15 protein-coding genes are annotated in these 17,594 nt (G+C 44.4%); 6 read left to right on the top strand and 9 right to left on the bottom strand.

Annotation, left to right across the window (positions count from 1 at the left end):
- Window positions 1-201: 201 nt before the first annotated feature.
- Together ACL2XF_RS06585 and ACL2XF_RS06580 are read right to left on the bottom strand one after the other, a co-directional pair.
- Entirely contained in the window at window positions 202-2,634 is a 2,433-nt protein-coding gene (locus ACL2XF_RS06585; protein WP_413728278.1) for a formate C-acetyltransferase/glycerol dehydratase family glycyl radical enzyme, read from the bottom strand.
- A gap of 4 nt (window positions 2,635-2,638) precedes the next feature.
- Window positions 2,639-3,538, bottom strand: a complete 900-nt coding sequence (locus ACL2XF_RS06580; RefSeq protein WP_132921125.1) for a glycyl-radical enzyme activating protein — start codon at window positions 3,536-3,538, stop codon at window positions 2,639-2,641.
- Between the two features lie 560 nt (window positions 3,539-4,098).
- On the opposite strand from ACL2XF_RS06580, the gene ACL2XF_RS06575 reads away from it, so the two are divergent.
- The gene (locus ACL2XF_RS06575; RefSeq protein ID WP_413728277.1) at window positions 4,099-5,364 is read left to right on the top strand and encodes a DUF1479 domain-containing protein; all 1,266 of its coding nucleotides are present in this window, start codon (window positions 4,099-4,101) and stop codon (window positions 5,362-5,364) included.
- Between the two features lie 178 nt (window positions 5,365-5,542).
- Here the strand turns inward: ACL2XF_RS06575 and glk are convergent, their stop codons facing one another.
- Entirely contained in the window at window positions 5,543-6,529 is a 987-nt protein-coding gene (gene glk, locus ACL2XF_RS06570) for a glucokinase (protein ID WP_413728782.1), read from the bottom strand.
- A 128-nt stretch (window positions 6,530-6,657) separates the two neighbouring features.
- Window positions 6,658-7,911 carry an L-fucose:H+ symporter permease gene (fucP, locus tag ACL2XF_RS06565; protein ID WP_413728276.1) on the bottom strand — a complete coding sequence of 418 codons (1,254 nt, stop codon included), beginning with the start codon at window positions 7,909-7,911 and terminating at the stop codon, window positions 6,658-6,660.
- Between the two features lie 1,131 nt (window positions 7,912-9,042).
- Between fucP and sgrT the strand changes: the two genes are divergently transcribed.
- Together sgrT and ACL2XF_RS06555 are read left to right on the top strand one after the other, a co-directional pair.
- Window positions 9,043-9,294 carry a glucose uptake inhibitor SgrT gene (sgrT, locus tag ACL2XF_RS06560; RefSeq protein ID WP_413728275.1) on the top strand — a complete coding sequence of 84 codons (252 nt, stop codon included), beginning with the start codon at window positions 9,043-9,045 and terminating at the stop codon, window positions 9,292-9,294.
- Between the two features lie 281 nt (window positions 9,295-9,575).
- Entirely contained in the window at window positions 9,576-10,385 is an 810-nt protein-coding gene (locus tag ACL2XF_RS06555; protein ID WP_132921120.1) for a Cof-type HAD-IIB family hydrolase, read from the top strand.
- A 266-nt stretch (window positions 10,386-10,651) separates the two neighbouring features.
- On the opposite strand, the gene ACL2XF_RS06550 is transcribed toward ACL2XF_RS06555, so the two are convergent.
- Window positions 10,652-11,125, bottom strand: a complete 474-nt coding sequence (locus tag ACL2XF_RS06550) for an Lrp/AsnC family transcriptional regulator (protein ID WP_132921119.1) — start codon at window positions 11,123-11,125, stop codon at window positions 10,652-10,654.
- A gap of 153 nt (window positions 11,126-11,278) precedes the next feature.
- Between ACL2XF_RS06550 and ACL2XF_RS06545 the strand changes: the two genes are divergently transcribed.
- Both ACL2XF_RS06545 and panB read left to right on the top strand, forming a co-directional pair.
- Window positions 11,279-11,908 carry a LysE family translocator gene (locus ACL2XF_RS06545; RefSeq protein ID WP_132927709.1) on the top strand — a complete coding sequence of 210 codons (630 nt, stop codon included), beginning with the start codon at window positions 11,279-11,281 and terminating at the stop codon, window positions 11,906-11,908.
- Window positions 11,905-12,705, top strand: coding sequence for a 3-methyl-2-oxobutanoate hydroxymethyltransferase (panB, locus tag ACL2XF_RS06540; RefSeq protein ID WP_413728274.1), 801 nt, complete (start codon window positions 11,905-11,907; stop codon window positions 12,703-12,705). Before ACL2XF_RS06545 ends, panB begins: the two co-directional genes overlap by 4 nt.
- Before the next feature lie 192 nt (window positions 12,706-12,897).
- Here the strand turns inward: panB and ACL2XF_RS06535 are convergent, their stop codons facing one another.
- Complete coding sequence (locus ACL2XF_RS06535) at window positions 12,898-13,818, bottom strand: alpha/beta hydrolase (RefSeq protein ID WP_132927708.1); 921 nt, start codon at window positions 13,816-13,818, stop codon at window positions 12,898-12,900.
- Window positions 13,819-13,999: 181 nt separating this feature from the next.
- Here ACL2XF_RS06535 and ACL2XF_RS06530 point away from each other — a divergent pair, with 181 nt between their 5' ends.
- Complete coding sequence (locus ACL2XF_RS06530) at window positions 14,000-14,794, top strand: MerR family transcriptional regulator (RefSeq protein ID WP_132921117.1); 795 nt, start codon at window positions 14,000-14,002, stop codon at window positions 14,792-14,794.
- Window positions 14,795-14,912: 118 nt separating this feature from the next.
- Here ACL2XF_RS06530 and ACL2XF_RS06525 read toward each other — a convergent pair whose 3' ends face one another.
- The 3 genes from ACL2XF_RS06525 to ACL2XF_RS06515 form a co-directional block, all read right to left on the bottom strand.
- A complete protein-coding gene (locus tag ACL2XF_RS06525; protein WP_413728273.1) occupies window positions 14,913-15,641 on the bottom strand; it encodes an SDR family oxidoreductase in 729 nt (242 codons plus the stop codon).
- Window positions 15,642-15,720: 79 nt separating this feature from the next.
- Window positions 15,721-16,710, bottom strand: a complete 990-nt coding sequence (locus ACL2XF_RS06520; RefSeq protein WP_413728272.1) for an NAD-dependent epimerase/dehydratase family protein — start codon at window positions 16,708-16,710, stop codon at window positions 15,721-15,723.
- 32 nt (window positions 16,711-16,742) lie between these two features.
- Window positions 16,743-17,594 carry a siderophore-interacting protein gene (locus ACL2XF_RS06515; RefSeq protein WP_413728271.1) on the bottom strand — a complete coding sequence of 284 codons (852 nt, stop codon included), beginning with the start codon at window positions 17,592-17,594 and terminating at the stop codon, window positions 16,743-16,745.

Here is a 17,594-nt window from a genome sequence, read left to right as displayed (position 1 = left end):
TTTACATTCCCAGATTTTATCACTTTCATTATTTCAAAAAGCTAACATACCGAATTTATTATTTAACGGCTTAAGTTGCATTTTGATAACTCAGCCTCATTTTGGCATCTTTCAATCATTAAAATCCATGTTGATACAGTCTACATTTTAATGCAAAAAAAACGGCCGGTAATCGGCCGTTGAAGATCATATCATATGGAATTAAAGCGTATGTTCCGTTCGGGCAATAATATCATCCTGAGCGTCTGGGGACAAGGCTGTGAAAAATGCAGAATAACCAGCAACCCTCACCACCAAATCACGATATTGGTCAGGATGTTGTTTTGCCTTGACCAGTGTCTCCCTAGAAACAATATTATACTGGATATGCCAACCTTTATGTTCCTCAAAGAATGTGCGGAGCAGAAACATGAGTTTCTGTCGATCGTTGACATTATCGAGTGTCGAAGGATTAAGTTTCTGGTTCAGTAGCACACCACCGAGAATGGATCCGGTCGGCAATCTGCCAACAGAGCTGATTACGGCTGTAGGGCCCAGATGATCGGTACCTGAAGCTGGGCTTGCACCCTCGGCCAGAGGGGCCTTCGCTTTTCTGCCATCCGGCGTAGCCATAGTTGCCGCGCCAAACGGTACGTTCGCCGAAATAGAGGATGTGCCGGCATAATAATTACCACCAATCGGACCACGGCCATAACGCGGGTTATGATAATTTTTGATTTCATTTATGTAAGTCTGGTAAGCACGCGCCAAAAGCTCATCGACACTTTCGTCGTCATTACCATATTTAGGTGCGTTATTGACCAGGCGCTGACGTAATTGCTCACCGGTAAGTCCGTCGAAATCATCTTCCAGCGCTTGGGCAAGTTCTTGCTGGCCAATAACCCCCTCATCAAATACCAATTTCTTGACTGCTTCAAGACTGTTGCCCAAGTTCGCGATACCAACTTGTAATCCTGAAACCCAGTCGTACTTTGCCCCACCCTGCTTGATGCTTTTTGCGCGTTCGATACAGTCATCCACTAGCGCTGAACAGAGAATATCATGGGCATTTTCTTCCAGTACAGTATCTACCACATATTCAATTTCGATAGATTTACGGGTGTAATACTTAATCTGGTTATCCCATGCGTCCAAAACCTGGTTGAATGTATCGAAATTCCCTTTGGAAAGTGCATATTCCTGCGGCAAGAATACTTTTTTACTTGTGGCATCGCGGCCACCTTCCAGCGCGGCAAGCACCACCCGGGCAAAATTTATAAAGCTCATGCCCGTGCAACGATAGCCCCATTTACCCCCTACCGCCGTTTCAATACACCCTATTGCGGCATATTCATAAGCATCTTCTTTCTCTACACCCAGTTTGATGAATTCAGGAATCACGATTTCATCATTGTTGAATGCCGGCATACCGAACCCACAGCGTATAACCTGCACACACGCATCCAGGAAATCTTCACTCATGCCCGCATGATAGCGGACACTAAGATTGGGCTGCGTGGAGCGCAGCCGTCCGCAGGACTCCAGAATGGCATAGGATAAGGGATTAACGGCGTCAACAGCTTCGCCATTGATCAGCTTTTGTCCACCGATTGTCACATTCTGATAAAGGGGACTTCCCGCTGATGCTTTTGAATGCGAGCCCGAACGAATTTTATTAACCTCTAGCAACTTAAGCCAGCAGCTTTGTAGCAGCTCGATAGCCTTTTCGCGGCCAAGGTTTTGTTCGAGTTCAACATCACGGCGATAATATGGGTAAAGATATTGATCCATGCGACCGAAAGAAACAGAGTGACCATTTGATTCGATTTGAAGGACAAGCTGGACAAAATAACATAATTGTAATGCCTGATAAAACGTCCTCGGCGGTTCATGAGCTAACAAATCACAATTTTCCGCGATCAACAAAAGTTCTTCCTTACGGGAAAAACGATGTTCTTTCGCTGCCGTTCTTCTTGCAAGATCCGCATAACGCTCGATGTGATGACTCAACGCTTCCAATGTTATATCAATGGACTTTAAAAACTGTTCACCATGAAGATCTTCCAGAACGGTCAGATTTATACGCGAACGCCTTTCCGATACCTTCTCACGTAAACCATCAAGACCTTTTTCAAGAAGGAGTGGAAAATTAACCGCCAGATGGGCATCTCCCGAAGTCATATTACCTTCGGCTTTGATTATGCCCGTGGCGAGCAGTTCTTTATGTTCGTTGGTAAACATGCCATAGCAGCGATCTTGAACGGTCTGTCCGCGCCACCAGGGACAAACAAGGTGGAGAATACGCTTATTTTCTTCGCTGATCGAAAACCCGGCGCCAGGACGCTCGGCCAGATCGTCAATTTCATTTTCAATCCAATTTACCGTGTATTCAGGAAAAATGGGGGCGGCTCTCACTTCACTTGCCTGATTACCCACTATCAATTCGTCATGTTTTATCCAGATAGTGCGATTTGACAAATGGTAGGCCAGCGCCAGCGCGCGGCGAACCGGAATGGGTTTATCCTGATGAGACTGATAAGCCGCCGTATAATGCTGGGCGCGCTCTGTGCATACCGGTGGTTTCACAATATGAATGAGTGAACTTTTATGTATCTTTGTACGTTCACTCAAAGTTTCTAAATTTAAAGTTGTCATGCAATTATCCTCTCAAGGTAACTTTTAGCCCTTTTTCGTGAGCATATTTTTCAGCAAATTCGAGCAATTCAGGGTCATCAAGTGGTTTTTTAGCCGCAAGATAAGGTTGATCTAACAATGTATATTTATTCATGCCTAATGTGTGATAAGGAAGTATATGGATATCTAACACATCCAGTTCATTGGCTGCAAAATCAATTATTGATATTATTGAATCCTTATCAGCGTTAAATTGGGGGATCAAGGGCACGCGAATGACTATTCTTTTACCAGCCTTTGAAAGCTTTTTAAGGTTCGCCATAACGCGATGTGCCGAACCGTCGGTCCATTCCTTAAATATCTTTGCATTAACATGCTTCAGGTCAGCAAGGAATAAGTCAATATAAGGCAAAGAGGGTTCGATGTAAGACCAAGGCACATGCAAGCATGTTTCGACAGCTGTATGTATGCCTTGCTCATGGCTGCGCTTAAAAAGTTCAAAGGCGGTTTCTGGTGACATAAATGGCTCACCGCCGGATATAGTCATGCCGCCGCCGCTGCGTTGATAAAAAGGTTTATCCCGCAAAACGGTAGACATGATTTTGTCTACATCGGCTTCCTCCCCGCATACGGTTAAAGCCTGACTAGGGCATACATCTTGCAAAAGGGCAAAATGCCTTTCTTCTATTTTTTCACGGTCTATGACAATGCCGTTTAGGGTTCTTTCAATGATTCCTGGGACAGCTTGTTGACACAGATCGCACCCATCCATACACAGTCTGGCATCAAATAGGATGTCTTTCTTACGTGAACGGCTTTCAGGATTCTGGCACCAACGACATCCAAGCGAACACCCCTTTAAAAACACCACTGTTCTGATGCCAGGGCCATCATGTGTCGAGTAACGCTGAATATTAAAGATCATAAGTGAAACCCATTTAGTTCCATATGAAGATTAAACATCTTTCATAAGAAAGCAACATTGATCCATATCAATTTTGGCATAAGTTTGATGATCCGGCCTTGGCAAACATCGAGCAGCATCACAAATCCAGTGTTTTTTCCTATAAAAGAGGCTTTACTATTGTTTCCTCTTGAAATTCGTGCTGAAAGAAACCTCAGGTCCGGAACTTAAAATGAGTCTTTATTTGGCATGTTGAAATATGTTCAAAAATCAGTCATGTGATGGTAATCAACTCTTTAAGGCGGCTCACCACGGCGAACAATTTCCCACTTTCATCAATAAAAGCAATACCATACACAATTGATCTGTAAGCTTTTTTTGTCTTAAACTACACAGGAGTCTAGACCGATTCCCTAGTGGTTTTTAATTCACACCCTGAGGTTTAGCCTCAAAGTGCATTTTTGTGCGCAAAGTCGACTTATCAATGTTGCATTTCCGTTGACGTAATATGATACTTGTGTACGAAACTATTTTCTTCTTCGTATGAAGATCATTGTAACATCGATTATGTGAGGTTGAATATGGAACAGTCATTCACAAGCGCTGTCTTGCCCGAAGATTATAAGGACAACATTGTCCGAATGAAGAAGGAATTACGCAGTAAAATCAATGATGTAGAAGGATTATTCAAAGAAGTATCAGATAAAATTGAGAATGAAATCAATGAAATAAACGCGTTAAAGGAGAAAGGCCACACAGCCTGGCCAGTTATCTCTTACGCGGATATAGCCGCAGGTAATGTTTCCCAAGACACTCTTCAAAATCTCAAGAAAAGAGGTTGCCTGGTGGTCAAAGGACATTTTGCCCGCGAGCAGGCATTGAATTGGGACAAGTCCATGGTCGACTATCTCGATTCCAATAACTTCGATGCTCAGTACCGTGGGCCGGGTGATAATTTTTTCGGTACACTGGAAGCATCAAAACCTGAAATATTTCCTATTTACTGGTCCCATGCTCAGATGGAAGCTCGTCAAGACGAGAGAATGGCAAATGTTCAATCATTTCTGAATAAGTTATGGAAATTCGAATCAAACGGAAAAACCTGGTTTGACCCTGATACCAATATTATTTATCCAGACCGGATCAGACACCGTCGTCCAGGAACCACATCGAAGGGTTTGGGTGCCCACACTGATTCAGGCGCTTTAGAACGTTGGCTGTTGCCTGCCTACCAAAAAGTATTCCGCAATATATTTACCAATCATTTTGATGAATACGATCCTTGGGATGCAGCTTATCGTACTGAGGTAGATGAATATGACGTTCCTAATACCACTAAATGTTCTGCTTTTCGCACTTTTCAGGGATGGACTGCACTTTCTGACATGGAGATAGGCCAAGGACTTCTTCATGTTGTGCCGATCCCCGTGGCCATGGCGTACGTTTTATTACGCCCCTTGCTGAATGATGTGCCTGAAGATGAATTATGTGGTGTCGCCCCTGGAAGGGTTCTTCCTGTCTCAGAAAAATGGCATCCATTATTGATGAAGGGACTCAGCAGCATACCCTCCCTTGAAGCAGGGGATTCTGTTTGGTGGCATTGCGATGTCATTCATTCTGTCGCACCGGTAGAAAACCAGCGCGGCTGGGGTAATGTAATGTATATACCGGCCGCCCCTATGTGTGAAAAGAATCTCGCTTATGCAAGAAGCGTGGCGCAGGCCTTATCACGCGGGGAATCGCCTAATGATTTTCCTAAAGAAGATTACGAGGCAAAGTGGGATAATAGATTTAAGGTTGAAAACTTAAATACTATTGGTAAGAAAAGCCTCGGAATGGAGTCTTAAGCAAAAAGTCAAAACCATGCTGCATCTTAGATAAACAGCATGGTTTATTTCCCGAATGCTTTTTGTGATTGCAATGGCAGTCAATACAGTGCCATATCCGAAAAAAATGTATTTCCTTATATTAGCGCATGATCACTTGGATTCCTGCTGCTACAATCCCCGTATCAACTCCATAAAACTATTCTATTATTTGGCCTAATGATTGCCTGATATAGGAACCCGCTCCTAACAAACCCGGATAAGGATGCCGGATAAGAAAGACAGGCACATCACGTAAATAATCCATGAATCGGCCTTTGCTTTCAAAATTTTTTCTAAACGCAGAAATCAAGAAATCAAGAAAACGAGGAACAATTCCACCCGCTATATACACCCCACCGAAAGCGGCCATACTCAACGCCAAATTTCCACCGAAACGACCCAATATCGCGCAAAAAATAGTCAGCGCCCGTCGGCAATAGCCACAGCCTTCTTTCATTGCCCGATCGGAAACATCTTGGGGAGTAAGACGTTCGGGGATGCCGCCTTCATGCCTGACAATCGCTTTATAAATATTTACCAATCCTGGACCTGAGAGGAGGCGCTCAGCTGAAACATGTCCGAATTCTTTTCTCAATTCCGAAAGGATATAATCCTCTTCTTCGCTATCCGGGGCAAAATCTACATGTCCCCCCTCCCCTGGTAGGCTGATCCACCTTTCGTCAACGTGAATAATATGGGACACACCCAACCCGGTTCCAGCACCATAAACGACAATCGGCATATTCTTAACGGGGTCTTTGCCACCGACTTTGATTATGTCCTTTTCACTAAGCATGGGAACAGCCAATGATACGGCCGTAAAATCATTTATAACTTGGAAATTCTCGAAACCTAGGCTTGCTTTTATCTCACGAATCGAAAAGTGCCAGTTATGGTTAGTCATAGTGACGTTGTCATCACTCACTGGACACGCTATGGCGATACAGCCACAGTGAACCCTACACCGTTGTGTATCCAAATAATGCCTGATAACCGATTCCAGGGAGGGAAAATCCGCTCCAGGAAAAGACTGAATTTGTGTTAACTCACCCGTATGGATGTCGCATAAGCAAAGACGCGCATTGGTACCACCAATATCGCCTACAAGGGCAAATTGAGTCATTTTCTGTTCCTGTTTTTTTATCACTTATCAGTACCCACATTAAACATATGGGCACTGGGTTGTTCGTTTATTTTTATTATTGAGGCGGGTCGACCTGTTCTGTTTAGAGCAAATTGTATCGAATCTAAGATTCACAAATTATGAGAAATTCAGGCGCAATTGGTCGGTCTGTAGCCTTTAAAACCATAATAAGCAATGTACACATAACACAATAACGGGACCACAAATGAAGCCAATAGAGAAAGATGATCGGCAATAGTAGCTTGGAGTATGGGGATTAAGGCACCACCAACAATACCCATACACAGCACACCTGAAGCTCGGCCAGTCAGCTTGCCAAGTTTGTCTAAAGCCAATGAAAAAATAGTCGGGAACATTATCGAGTTGAATAGTCCGATAGCTAGTATCCCCCACATGCCCCATAGGCCGCCGAACGCTATTGCTGATGCGATCAAGAGCACAATGACGATAGCATTAAAAGCCAATAGACGGTTAGGCTTGATACGAGTCATCAAGAAGCTACCGATAAAACGCCCAACCATTGCACCACCCCAGTAAAGGGATAATTTTTTGCTTGCTTCAACTGCTGTGAGCGAAGCAATATCAGGACGTTCCATGAGGCTAATTAAATAACTGCCAATGGAAACTTCAGCACCGACATAAGCGAAAAGACCAATAACCCCTAGTACCAAATGGCGTCTTTTCCAGAGGCTATGGTCTTGCACCTCACCGGTTTCCTTCTCATCACTCAAGATAGGCAATCGGCTAAACCAGATAATAATAGCAATCAGGATAAGGACGCCGGTCAGCACAAGATACGGTGATTGTACCGATGCCGATTCAGTCGCGAAATAATGCTGGGCCTCCACGGGTGGAAGTTGACTTATCTGACCTGCGGTCAATACGGCAGCGGAAAGAATAAATAAGCCGCCAAGAACTGGGCCGATTGTGGTGCCCAGAGAATTAAAAGCCTGCGTCAGATTCAAACGACTTGCTGCTGTTTCAGGACTTCCCAACGAGTTGACATAAGGGTTAGCGGCGACCTGAAGCAAGGTTAGTCCTGAAGCCAAAATAAACAGCGATAATAAAAATAGCGGGTATGACCGTAACGCTGCAGAAGGATAGAAAAGTGCACAACCACCCGCCGCGATCAATAATCCGAGGATAATACCCGCTTTGTAACCTGACTTGCTGACGATTTTTCCTGCCGGATAAGACATGACAAAGTACGCGAAAAAGAAGCTGAATTGCACAAGTGAGGCTTGAACGTAGCTAAGCTCGAAGAGCGATTTCAGGTGAGGCACCAGAATATCATTAAGTGAAGTGATTAATCCCCATATAAAAAACAAGGCTGTTAATATTATCAGTGAACCGCGATAGCTGTTTGTACGTTGTTTGTTCATTTTTTCTCCATTTAAACGAGTAGATTCTCAACCCGTTCCCCTGCCTGATCGGTATATACAGTAAAGTTGAGAAACTCGAATACCCGCTACTTCGTAAATGTTATTAACTTTTGTATAACACTAAGACCATAATATGTATGGATCTTTCATATAAAGAAATAATTCTTCACTCGAAAGATTACACTATCTTCAAATGAAGGCAATCTGCAAATTCAGCATCATTTCAACCGATTTGGTAAGAGCCTGCTTCAAATGTAATAATTTGTTAACGGAAGGGAGGTAATGTAAAGAAAGGGAATAATTCAACGAATTAGAGCGCACTCTTTGCAATGAAAAAACCATAATTAATTGAAATGATTGATTTATTTTTTTTAAAATGCTATAGCCATTTTATTACTTTACTTACTTTGTTCCTCTTTTATGGAGTAAGGACTTTTGTAACTGTCATGTAATCAGCTGCGGCCCAAAGTCTTATACCAATTTAAGATGGAGCCCATTTTAGCCATACGCCGCGATAACATTAAAATTTTACGTATGGAATATTCTGTTGCACAATTTTGTCACACCGAAATTAGAGCTGGCAGACACCATTCACCATTAGCCTTGCTCCCGTAAGGCATGTTTAGCCATATTAGGCGACGATATATCAGCCCTCAACGCACATACAACATAGCGTCGCAGCGGACGTCACACAGGCCTTATTTGCAAAAAGCATATTCCTTTAAGCCTTTTTTGTACTTATTGGCTTGTCCTTAAAGGCAGTCGTCCAGGTTATAAATTCGTAGACGCCATGAATCTCAATAACGGCAGTGACCAACTTTTCGTGATATTTTTCACCAAAAGCAACATGTATAAATTTCAACCACAGGCTGCATTGTCAATGCACAAAAAGAGGAAGCAAAAGGGGAAATTTTTATGTTAACAATATTTGAGACTAGAATAGCATTAACCATATGATTTATATATAAATTATTTTCTAAAAACAAACTCGACTAAACTTTAAAAAAATAATTTAAACCAATCAGCTACAAAGATCTAACCTTAACACAACATTATCCATTTTGAAAACATGTAGTTAACAAATCATCATGGGAATATTCGGTCAAAATTATTCCCAAACAAGTATGGTTAATGGCTTATAAAGAGGAAAAAATTTCAAAAACTCGGCACTATATCATTTTTTTGTTTATTGATATTATTATATTAGAGGAGACACTTATGAAAAATGCAATGCAATTCACGTTTTACCTTCGTTACTTTGAAAAAACTCAGGATGCATCCGCGAGAATATTTAAAAATATATCCGCGGAAACTCGTTATCATATGCTTAATGAATTGATGCAATGGCATATTTCAGATACTCATGAAGACAAAACTTGCTAAGTATAAGTTGTTGCCTAGTACCATCAACGTTACCGGCGGAGCCATTTGTGCTCAAGGATAACTTTATCTAGAGATCACTGGATTCGTTTACCGTCGATAAACAAAGCTATGCTTGTCAAGCAGGTCTTCTTTACTACCGGAAAGCACTTTTGCTTTGCTTGAGAAACGACATTAATTTTTCACATTGCCTATAAATCCAGATTATACTGTATAGAAAGACATATTTCTTTCATCAACATTTTATGAAATTATGTAGAGAACCTGATTTGAGGCAAAGTAATATGATAAAAATGATTGCTGTAGATATGGACGGCACTTTTTTAGATGACGAAAAAAAATACAATAAACCGCGTTTTTTAGCGCTATACAAACAGTTGAAAAAAGAGAATATCCAATTCGTAGTAGCAAGCGGTAACCAATATTATCAATTAATCTCTTTTTTTCCTGAAATTTTTAACGAAATATCATTTGTTGCAGAAAATGGGGCTTATGTTGTACAAGGAGAAGATCCATTATTTTGTGGCAAGATGTCAAAACGAGATGTAGCAAAGATCCTATCTATTCTTTCTGATATTCCTTATCTAAGTTTTGTGGTTTGTGGAAAGGACAATGCTTACATACATTCCGCATCTGCGCCAAATTTCATTCAACTTATGTCAAAACATTATTATCGTCTACAGATAATTGATGATTTTAGTAATATAGAAGATACAATATTTAAATTTTCACTAAACCTTCAAGACAAAAGAATTCCTGAATTAATGACTTTTTTAGGGCATTCTTTGGATGGCATAATTAATCCAGTATCCAGCGGTTATGGCTTTGTCGATTTAATTATACCAGGCATACATAAAGCGCATGGGTTATCTTTGCTGCAAAAAGAATGGAAGATAAATAATGATGAGGTGGTTGCTATCGGTGATAGTGGTAACGACTTAGAAATGGTGGCTCAAGCCGGTTTCGGATTTTCCATGTCAAATGCGCAAGATAAAATTCATAAAATTGCTAAATACAGAACAGAAGATAATAACAATGAAGGCGTTCTCAATGTTATTGAAAAAGTATTATGCCGAACGTATCCTTTTGATTAAAAAAAATTAATTTCTTTGCTTGCAACCCACGTTCTAACTAATAATGTTGTTTCGTCATCTTTATGGTCGGTCATGAAGCGCTGTTATCCTGATTATGTTTTTCATTTAGACTAGGCCTCGCTGTGGGACAAAAGAACGTTCCATGCATTAGGTCTCAGCTTAATATTTATAAACCGTCCCCCTTCAACGTGATCAGCCATTTTGTCACTACAGCGGAACAAATCACTTTTCGTGGAAATGTTACGGTTAGCGAAATTTATCTTTAATTAGATACTTCGCTTTAGTGATTGCAATGGAATAGGCCGGTCCTGAACCACAGTCTTCATTACCAGGGTGGAGGTTAAACGTTGAACACCAGGCATGGCAGATAATTTTTCATCATACAGTTGCTGAAACGCCTGCAAGTCACGGGTAATCACATTTAAAAGATAGTCCGGGTCCCCAAAAAGCCTTTGCGCCTGGATAATCTGAGAAATTTCCAAGACTGCCGCTTCGAAAGCCTTTACCGAATTCCGATCGCCCTCACGCAGGGTAACAAAAACAATTGCGGAGAAATTGAAACCCAGGCTGCCGGGATCAAGGTTGGCACGATAGCCTCTGATAACGCCCGCCGCTTCCAGCGCACGCACTCTACGATGGCAAGGGGAAAGACTTAACCCTACTTTGTCAGCCAACTCCGTTAATGAAAGACGACCGTCAGATTGCAGTTCCGCAAGAATATTACGATCTATTTTATCCATTTGGTAAAATCTCCCTTAAAATGCAATTAATTTGCGAAGAGTTGGAAGCACATTTTAACAACATCAGGATATTCTTGCTACCAAATGAAAAAAATGGACAGAACTGTCTTTTTCTACAGCCTGACATCACGTTCAATGGGGATGGTCAACAAAATGACATTGAGTATTTTTATGACATTCTGGGCAGTATCAGCCCTATTTGTTATCACCCCAGGTGCAGACTGGGCTTATGCAATCTCTGCGGGAATACGAGGTAGTACCGTGGTACCGGCGGTGGGTGGTTTGCTGTTCGGGCATCTCATTGCAACAATAATTGTCGCGGCTGGCGTTGGTACTTTTGTGGCGGGTTATCCCGCCGCCTTAACATTTCTTACCGTAGCTGGGGCCGCCTATCTGATGTGGCTCGGCATCAATATGCTGGTTTATCCGTCCCTACCCAAAGTCAGAGAAGGACATGATTCTGGCTCATGGATGCGATGGGCAGCCAAGGGGATCTGTGTCAGCGGTTTGAATCCGAAGGTATTTCTGTTGTTCCTTGCTTTATTGCCTCAATTTATTGTTCCAGCCTCCTCTTGGCCGATACCTGTGCAGATCATTGCGCTGGGGCTGGTACATATTATGAGTTGTGGGGTAGTCTATTTACTGGTTGGTTATGGTTCCCGCGCAGTATTACAGACGCGTCCCCGGGCGGCACAAATCGTTAGCCGAATCTCCGGTACCGCGATGGTTATCATCGCGGTGCTCTTATTAGCTGAGCAGTTCTTCCGAGAATACACACAATGACGAATATAACGCTCACCCGGCTTCAGACCATGAAACAGCGCGGCGATAAAATAGCCATGCTGACCTGCTATGATGCCACTTTCGCTCATACGGCCAGTATTGCAGGCGTGGATATGTTGCTCATCGGCGATACGCTCGGCATGATCCTGCAGGGACATGACAGTACCCTGCCCGTCACGCTTGAAGATATGGTTTATCACACAGCCTGTGTGAAGCGCGGTAACACCGGCAGCTTTATCATTGCAGACCTGTCTTTCCTGACCTATTCATCTCCCGAGCAGGCGTTGATGAGCTCAGGACTGCTGATGCAGGCCGGCGCGCAGATGGTCAAGCTGGAAGGGGGTGCCTGGCTGTGTGAATCAGTGCGCCAGCTCACCCGTAATGGCGTGCCCGTCTGTGCGCATATCGGGCTGACGCCACAGTCAGTGAATGTTTTTGGTGGGTTTAAAGTGCAGGGGCGCGATCCAGAGCATGCCAAGGAGCTCGTTGAATCTGCCAAAACACTCGAGGAAGCGGGTGCGGCGATGATCCTGGTTGAGGCCGTTCCGGCGTCATTGGGTAAGTCGCTCAGCGAAGCCGTCAGTGTTCCTGTCATCGGGATCGGGGCCGGGGCCGGCACAGATGGTCAGGTGCTGGTGCTGCACGACATGCTCGGTCTTACCCTGACCGGACGGGTACCCAAGTTTGTCCGCAATTTCATGACCGGGCAGGATAGCATTCAGGCCGCGCTTCAGAGTTATGTTGCGGCGGTTAAAGATGGTACTTTTCCGGCAGAAGAACATTGTTACCTGGAATAAATATTTTTATAGAATACAACTGGTGTGATTGATTCTCTCTAAGGGATATAATTATTAATCCATAATAATATTTCTTATAGCGCACTCGTTTTCAATAAGTATTATTAATATTATTCCAGAGTACATTCAGGGAGGGTGCCGTTGGAGACTATCCCTGAATGTTAGACTGAGCAAACACAATGTCATTTGTGGCTAATGGATATGCCGCGCCAAGAATTGATAATTACGCTCGAGGTTATTGGTCGTATGGAAATATAAATCTTCCGCATGATGAGCGCTCATTAATAAATTATATTCAACATTATCACTACCAATGGCCTTTGCAAGGCGAGCAGCGAACTCTTGGCTTTGCAAGCGTGGAATGGTGTCATCCAAGTAACCATGCTGGATCAGGAATGGGGGAGCATCTGCAGTAATATAGTTTTCTGGGTTAGTTGTATCCATTACGCTCTTATCAACTTTGGTTATCTGTTTCCTCATTAACAAGGACTCAAATGAGTCTTCCGTTGAATGCTTCTGTCCATCTATGCCGATTTCTTTCCATTGTGGATCCATCGTCAAAAAATTGATCGGAGGATACCAGGCAATAACTGCCCGGACGCGCGTTGAAACATCGGCATTACCCAGTTTAGGATCTTCCAGGGATTTTACATCCGCAGAAACACCTGCCAGCGCCACCAGGTTGCCCCCGGCTGAACCGCCCATCAGAATGATATTCTCCGGGTCGAAGTTATATTTATTCGCATTGGCGCGAACAAATTTTATTGCGGCTTTCACATCGTTGATCTGCGCTGGCCAAGGTGCTTCAGGGCTGAGACGATAGTTGATGTTCGCTACGGCATAACCTTTCTGTAAACCATAGAGCGCGGGAACCAACTGGTTGTCCATTTTATCACAACCAAAAAACGCGCCGCCGTGGACGTTGATAATGACCGGGTATTTTAACTTCCACTGTTCCGGAAGAAAGATATCCATCTTTTCCGCAGGCGAAACATTTGCATAACTGACATCTAGATACTTGTTTTTAATCCGAGAAATATCCGGGGCCTGACCGCAAGCGTTTGGTCCTTGCGGTGGGCCAATGATTTTTTTGCCATGCCAATCTGATGGCATCGGCACATCTGCCGCATGACTCAATGGGATGCCAGCGAAAAATGCGGCAAGCAAGAGATATCCAATCCTGTTTTTCATTCTTATTACGCTCCTTAAGGCGGTCTTCATTGCCAAGCATAAGGGTTAAAGTTACTCTAAGGTCAAGAGTTCACGTGGAATTTAGCCAAAAGCATGTATCAACATGACAACATTGATTTATAGCATTCACGAATTTGCAGCCCTTAGCGGCATCACGGAATATAACTTGCGTTATTTCGACAAGATTGGCTTATTACCCGCGCAGCGCGACACCAATGGCTATCGGGTTTATCACCAGCGTCAAATAGCCTCGGCACAAATGGTGGTCACACTGCAAAATGCCAGGTTGTCTAATGCCCAGATCAAAACGCTGCTGAAGGATTACACTTCCCGGCATAGTCTGGCAATGCTTAAACAAACCCAGCAACAGCTTACTGCCTATATCCATACTCTTCACAACGCCCAAACGTTCATCGCCTGTCAAATAAGCCAGTTGGAAACGATCCATATCATCAACAATCAGTTGGACACGCCCTTCACGGAAGAAAAAAAATCGGAGTTGGTGGGCGTTATCAGCCTTGAAACGCAGCATATCGGCGATTTTTTTCAGCGGGCAAGTGAATTCAATGCCCCACCTAATTGGTATCTTCACCATCGTTATGGTTTTTTACTGGCTGAAAAAGATATCCAATCAAAGAGTTATCCATTGGATAAATTTTATTGCACCGAACCCTCTATTATCGATCACCGCAGCCAGTATTTATCAGCAGGACGCTATATCAGCCAGTATTGCTCTGGTAGCTTGGAAAACAATCAAAAAGTTTGGTCTTTTGTACAACATATTCGGCAGAATGGATATCGGATCCAAGGCGACATTTTGATTGAGAATGTCAGTGGACCGGCAGTACAGACAAAAAAAAGCGATTTTCTTATCAAAATCATGGTGCCGATAAACTAGATGGTGTGCCATCCGGTCCAGGGAGAGATACAATGACCCGACAAACAACCCTGGGCGTTGAGAAAAACGATCGGCAGTCATATATAACATTCTGATAAACATCATATAAGTTGGATGATCAAGCGCCGAGCATGATCCCGCCGTCCACAGCAATATGCTGACCGGTGACGAAGCCATTTTTCATCAAAAACAGATATGTTGAGGCAAGTTCATCGATACTGGCCAACCGGCGCAAGGGGATGTTTTGTTCAAAATGTTGGCGCGTAGCATCAAGCTGCCGTTGCGGCACATCACGCCAGAACGGGGTGAGCGTCCAGGTCGGCGATACCGCGTTGACACGAATGTTAGGCGCCAGCTCGGCGGCAAGTCCCTCCACCAGGGCATTGATACCCATATTCCCCACATAGCTAGCACAAGCGTCCTGCGCCCTTCCGCCCGTTCCTGAGGTGAACACCATGCTGCCACCCTCACGAATCTTGCCGGCAGCCAATTGACCGATGCGTACGTTGGTAAAGAACTTTGACTCGATGACATGACGGATGACCGTGATGTCGGAACGGACAAAGCCACCTCCCATTACATCGCCAACCATCGAGACGAGATGGTCGAATGCGAGAAGCTTTTCAAACAGGTCTGCAAGCAGGTCGTGGTCATGCGCATCCGCCAGATATGTTTGCACGTTGGTCCCGCGCCGCGTGAGAAAGTCAAGTGCGGCATCCAGCCGTTCCTGATGTCGCCCGACGATGATCAGCCGTGCGCCTTCATCCGCGGCCATCTGCGCCACGCGCAGCCCGATGCCGGAACTGCCGCCGATGACGACCAGCGTCTTATTTTGCATTGTATACATGTTAACTCCTGTTTGGTTATTATTTAAACACAGATACCGCAGCAGCGCTGTTTGTCAGTCTCTTGGTTAAACCACCAGTTCAAATATCAATGGATTCACTGAAAGATGTATGAGTGGGCGACCAATGCAGAAAGAGGCGCGCCTTGTCAGCATTGATGCGGCAGTCAGAACCCAGTGCGACAGTCGCCATCATTTTTCCCCAATATTCGTTTGCTTTCTCCTGACTTAAGGACACCGGCTGTCCCGCAAACTGAAGCTTATTATGGATAGCTAAAGCCATTTCTTTAAACGATGCGTCCCCATTTTCAGCAAAGAATAGTGAGCCGGGCTTAGCGCGCTCCATTGCGGCAAGGTAAAGCTCAGCCAGATCCTCAATATGGACCTGACTCCATCGATGATTTCCATCACCGATATAAACAGCATTGCCAAGCTGTTTAGCCGTTGACGCCAATAAGGGGATTTGTTTGCTTTTTTTACTCAAAAACAAGCCGGTACCGTAAACCATGCCAGGGACGATTACGATGCTGCGGACCCCGGAAAGCGATGCGCGCAAGACTTCTTTGTTAATGTCTACCCGATTGGGAAAAGGCTCCCGGCTTTCCAGAGGGAAATCTTCGGTGAAAACGAAACTTGATGTTTCGGGATACTGCCAGTTTGCCACGATGGCGGAACCAGACGTATAGATAAATGTTTTCCCGGTTCCTCGCAAATGGGCGAGGAAAACAGACGCAATAACCGGGTTGTCGCACTCAGCAGTATGGATAACGGCATCGCACTGTTCCAGCGCCCTCACGATAACTTCGGTGTTATTCAGGTCGCCACGTACAGGTATCATGCCGGCATCCTGAACGAACGCTGCATCGCTGCCCCGCCGCACTAATCCCAATACACTGTAACCGCTTTTTTTTAATACGACGGCCAGACTGCCGCCAATATATCCGGATATACCGGTAACGAAGATCGTTTTTATATTATTCATATTTTTATCCAGTAAACTCCATCCAGGCACCGGCCATGCCTGGGATAAAAAATGAAAGAAATTTGATGTCAATTCACCGTCGGCTAACATGCCGCTGAGTCGGCAGCGAATTAAATATGAGTTTATTTATGGTGCCAGTAAGCCACAGCGCGAACAAAGGCCTCATCACAGCCACGGCGCTGGGTAAAATAATCACTCAGCATCTTTACCGTCTCTCCTTCGCCGGTCAGCCAGATAAAATAGTCGTCAGTTGGCAAAGAAACCTTATCGAGGGCGCCTATAAGTATACCGAGATTATCGCTATGCATCATTCCGCTTCCCAGCCAACTGACGTCGATACCAGTGAGGTCGCCCAGATAATCACGGCCAGTGGATTCATTCGTATAGGCAAACAAATGGAGCTGGTCAGCTTTGATGGCGGGCTTGCGACGCTTGAACGCCGGCAGGCCGGTTTCATCACAGATATAGAGCTGGAAAAGATAATCCTCCGGTACGATAACCGATCCACGTGGACCGCCAATGACCAGCTCTTGTCCGAGCCGCGCATGCTCGGCCCAATCGCTGGCGACACCGCCCTGGTGGATATAAAAATCCAGCGTCAGGGTGTTTTCAGTGTCAAATGCCAGCGGCGTATAATCGCGCGCCAAAGGACGCACCCCGTCTTTCCAGACAACGCCTTCTGAGGTCACCTGGGGCAGATTCAGGGCACCGGTCTTCGGATCGGGAAAGAACAGTTTGACGTGATCGTCAAAACCAGGGGAGTTGAAACCCTTTAAATCCGAACCGACGAACTCAATGCGCCAGAAGTCCTTCGCCACGCGAGTTTTGTTGGCAATCTTAATGCGTCGGAAACACAGTTCGTTGCGTACGCGCTGCGGTTCACGGCTATGATTATTTTCAGTCTTTTTTTTACCCAAAAGAAAATTCCTTGCGTCACGGTGGAATAAAATGTTCTGGTTGGCGCCCACTGCCAT

Origin of the sequence: Sodalis sp. RH19 (assembly GCF_047324215.1) — a bacterium.
GTDB lineage: Bacteria > Pseudomonadota > Gammaproteobacteria > Enterobacterales > Enterobacteriaceae > Acerihabitans.
This window is presented reverse-complemented; position numbering and strand designations above follow the sequence as displayed.

Excerpts from the sequence above, each read along its gene's own strand:
- ACL2XF_RS06530 (WP_132921117.1), top strand. The coding sequence starts at position 14,000 with ATGACAACATTGATTTATAGCATTCACGAATTTGCAGCCCTTAGCGGC.
- ACL2XF_RS06535 (WP_132927708.1), bottom strand. The coding sequence starts at position 13,818 with ATGCCATCAGATTGGCATGGCAAAAAAATCATTGGCCCACCGCAAGGA.
- fucP (WP_413728276.1), bottom strand. The coding sequence starts at position 7,911 with ATGAACAAACAACGTACAAACAGCTATCGCGGTTCACTGATAATATTA.
- ACL2XF_RS06575 (WP_413728277.1), top strand. The coding sequence starts at position 4,099 with ATGGAACAGTCATTCACAAGCGCTGTCTTGCCCGAAGATTATAAGGAC.
- ACL2XF_RS06515 (WP_413728271.1), bottom strand. The coding sequence starts at position 17,594 with ATGGCAGTGGGCGCCAACCAGAACATTTTATTCCACCGTGACGCAAGG.
- ACL2XF_RS06525 (WP_413728273.1), bottom strand. The coding sequence starts at position 15,641 with ATGTATACAATGCAAAATAAGACGCTGGTCGTCATCGGCGGCAGTTCC.
- ACL2XF_RS06550 (WP_132921119.1), bottom strand. The coding sequence starts at position 11,125 with ATGGATAAAATAGATCGTAATATTCTTGCGGAACTGCAATCTGACGGT.
- ACL2XF_RS06555 (WP_132921120.1), top strand. The coding sequence starts at position 9,576 with ATGATAAAAATGATTGCTGTAGATATGGACGGCACTTTTTTAGATGAC.
- ACL2XF_RS06545 (WP_132927709.1), top strand. The coding sequence starts at position 11,279 with ATGACATTGAGTATTTTTATGACATTCTGGGCAGTATCAGCCCTATTT.
- ACL2XF_RS06580 (WP_132921125.1), bottom strand. The coding sequence starts at position 3,538 with ATGATCTTTAATATTCAGCGTTACTCGACACATGATGGCCCTGGCATC.
- sgrT (WP_413728275.1), top strand. The coding sequence starts at position 9,043 with ATGGCTTATAAAGAGGAAAAAATTTCAAAAACTCGGCACTATATCATT.
- ACL2XF_RS06585 (WP_413728278.1), bottom strand. The coding sequence starts at position 2,634 with ATGACAACTTTAAATTTAGAAACTTTGAGTGAACGTACAAAGATACAT.
- ACL2XF_RS06520 (WP_413728272.1), bottom strand. The coding sequence starts at position 16,710 with ATGTTAGCCGACGGTGAATTGACATCAAATTTCTTTCATTTTTTATCC.
- panB (WP_413728274.1), top strand. The coding sequence starts at position 11,905 with ATGACGAATATAACGCTCACCCGGCTTCAGACCATGAAACAGCGCGGC.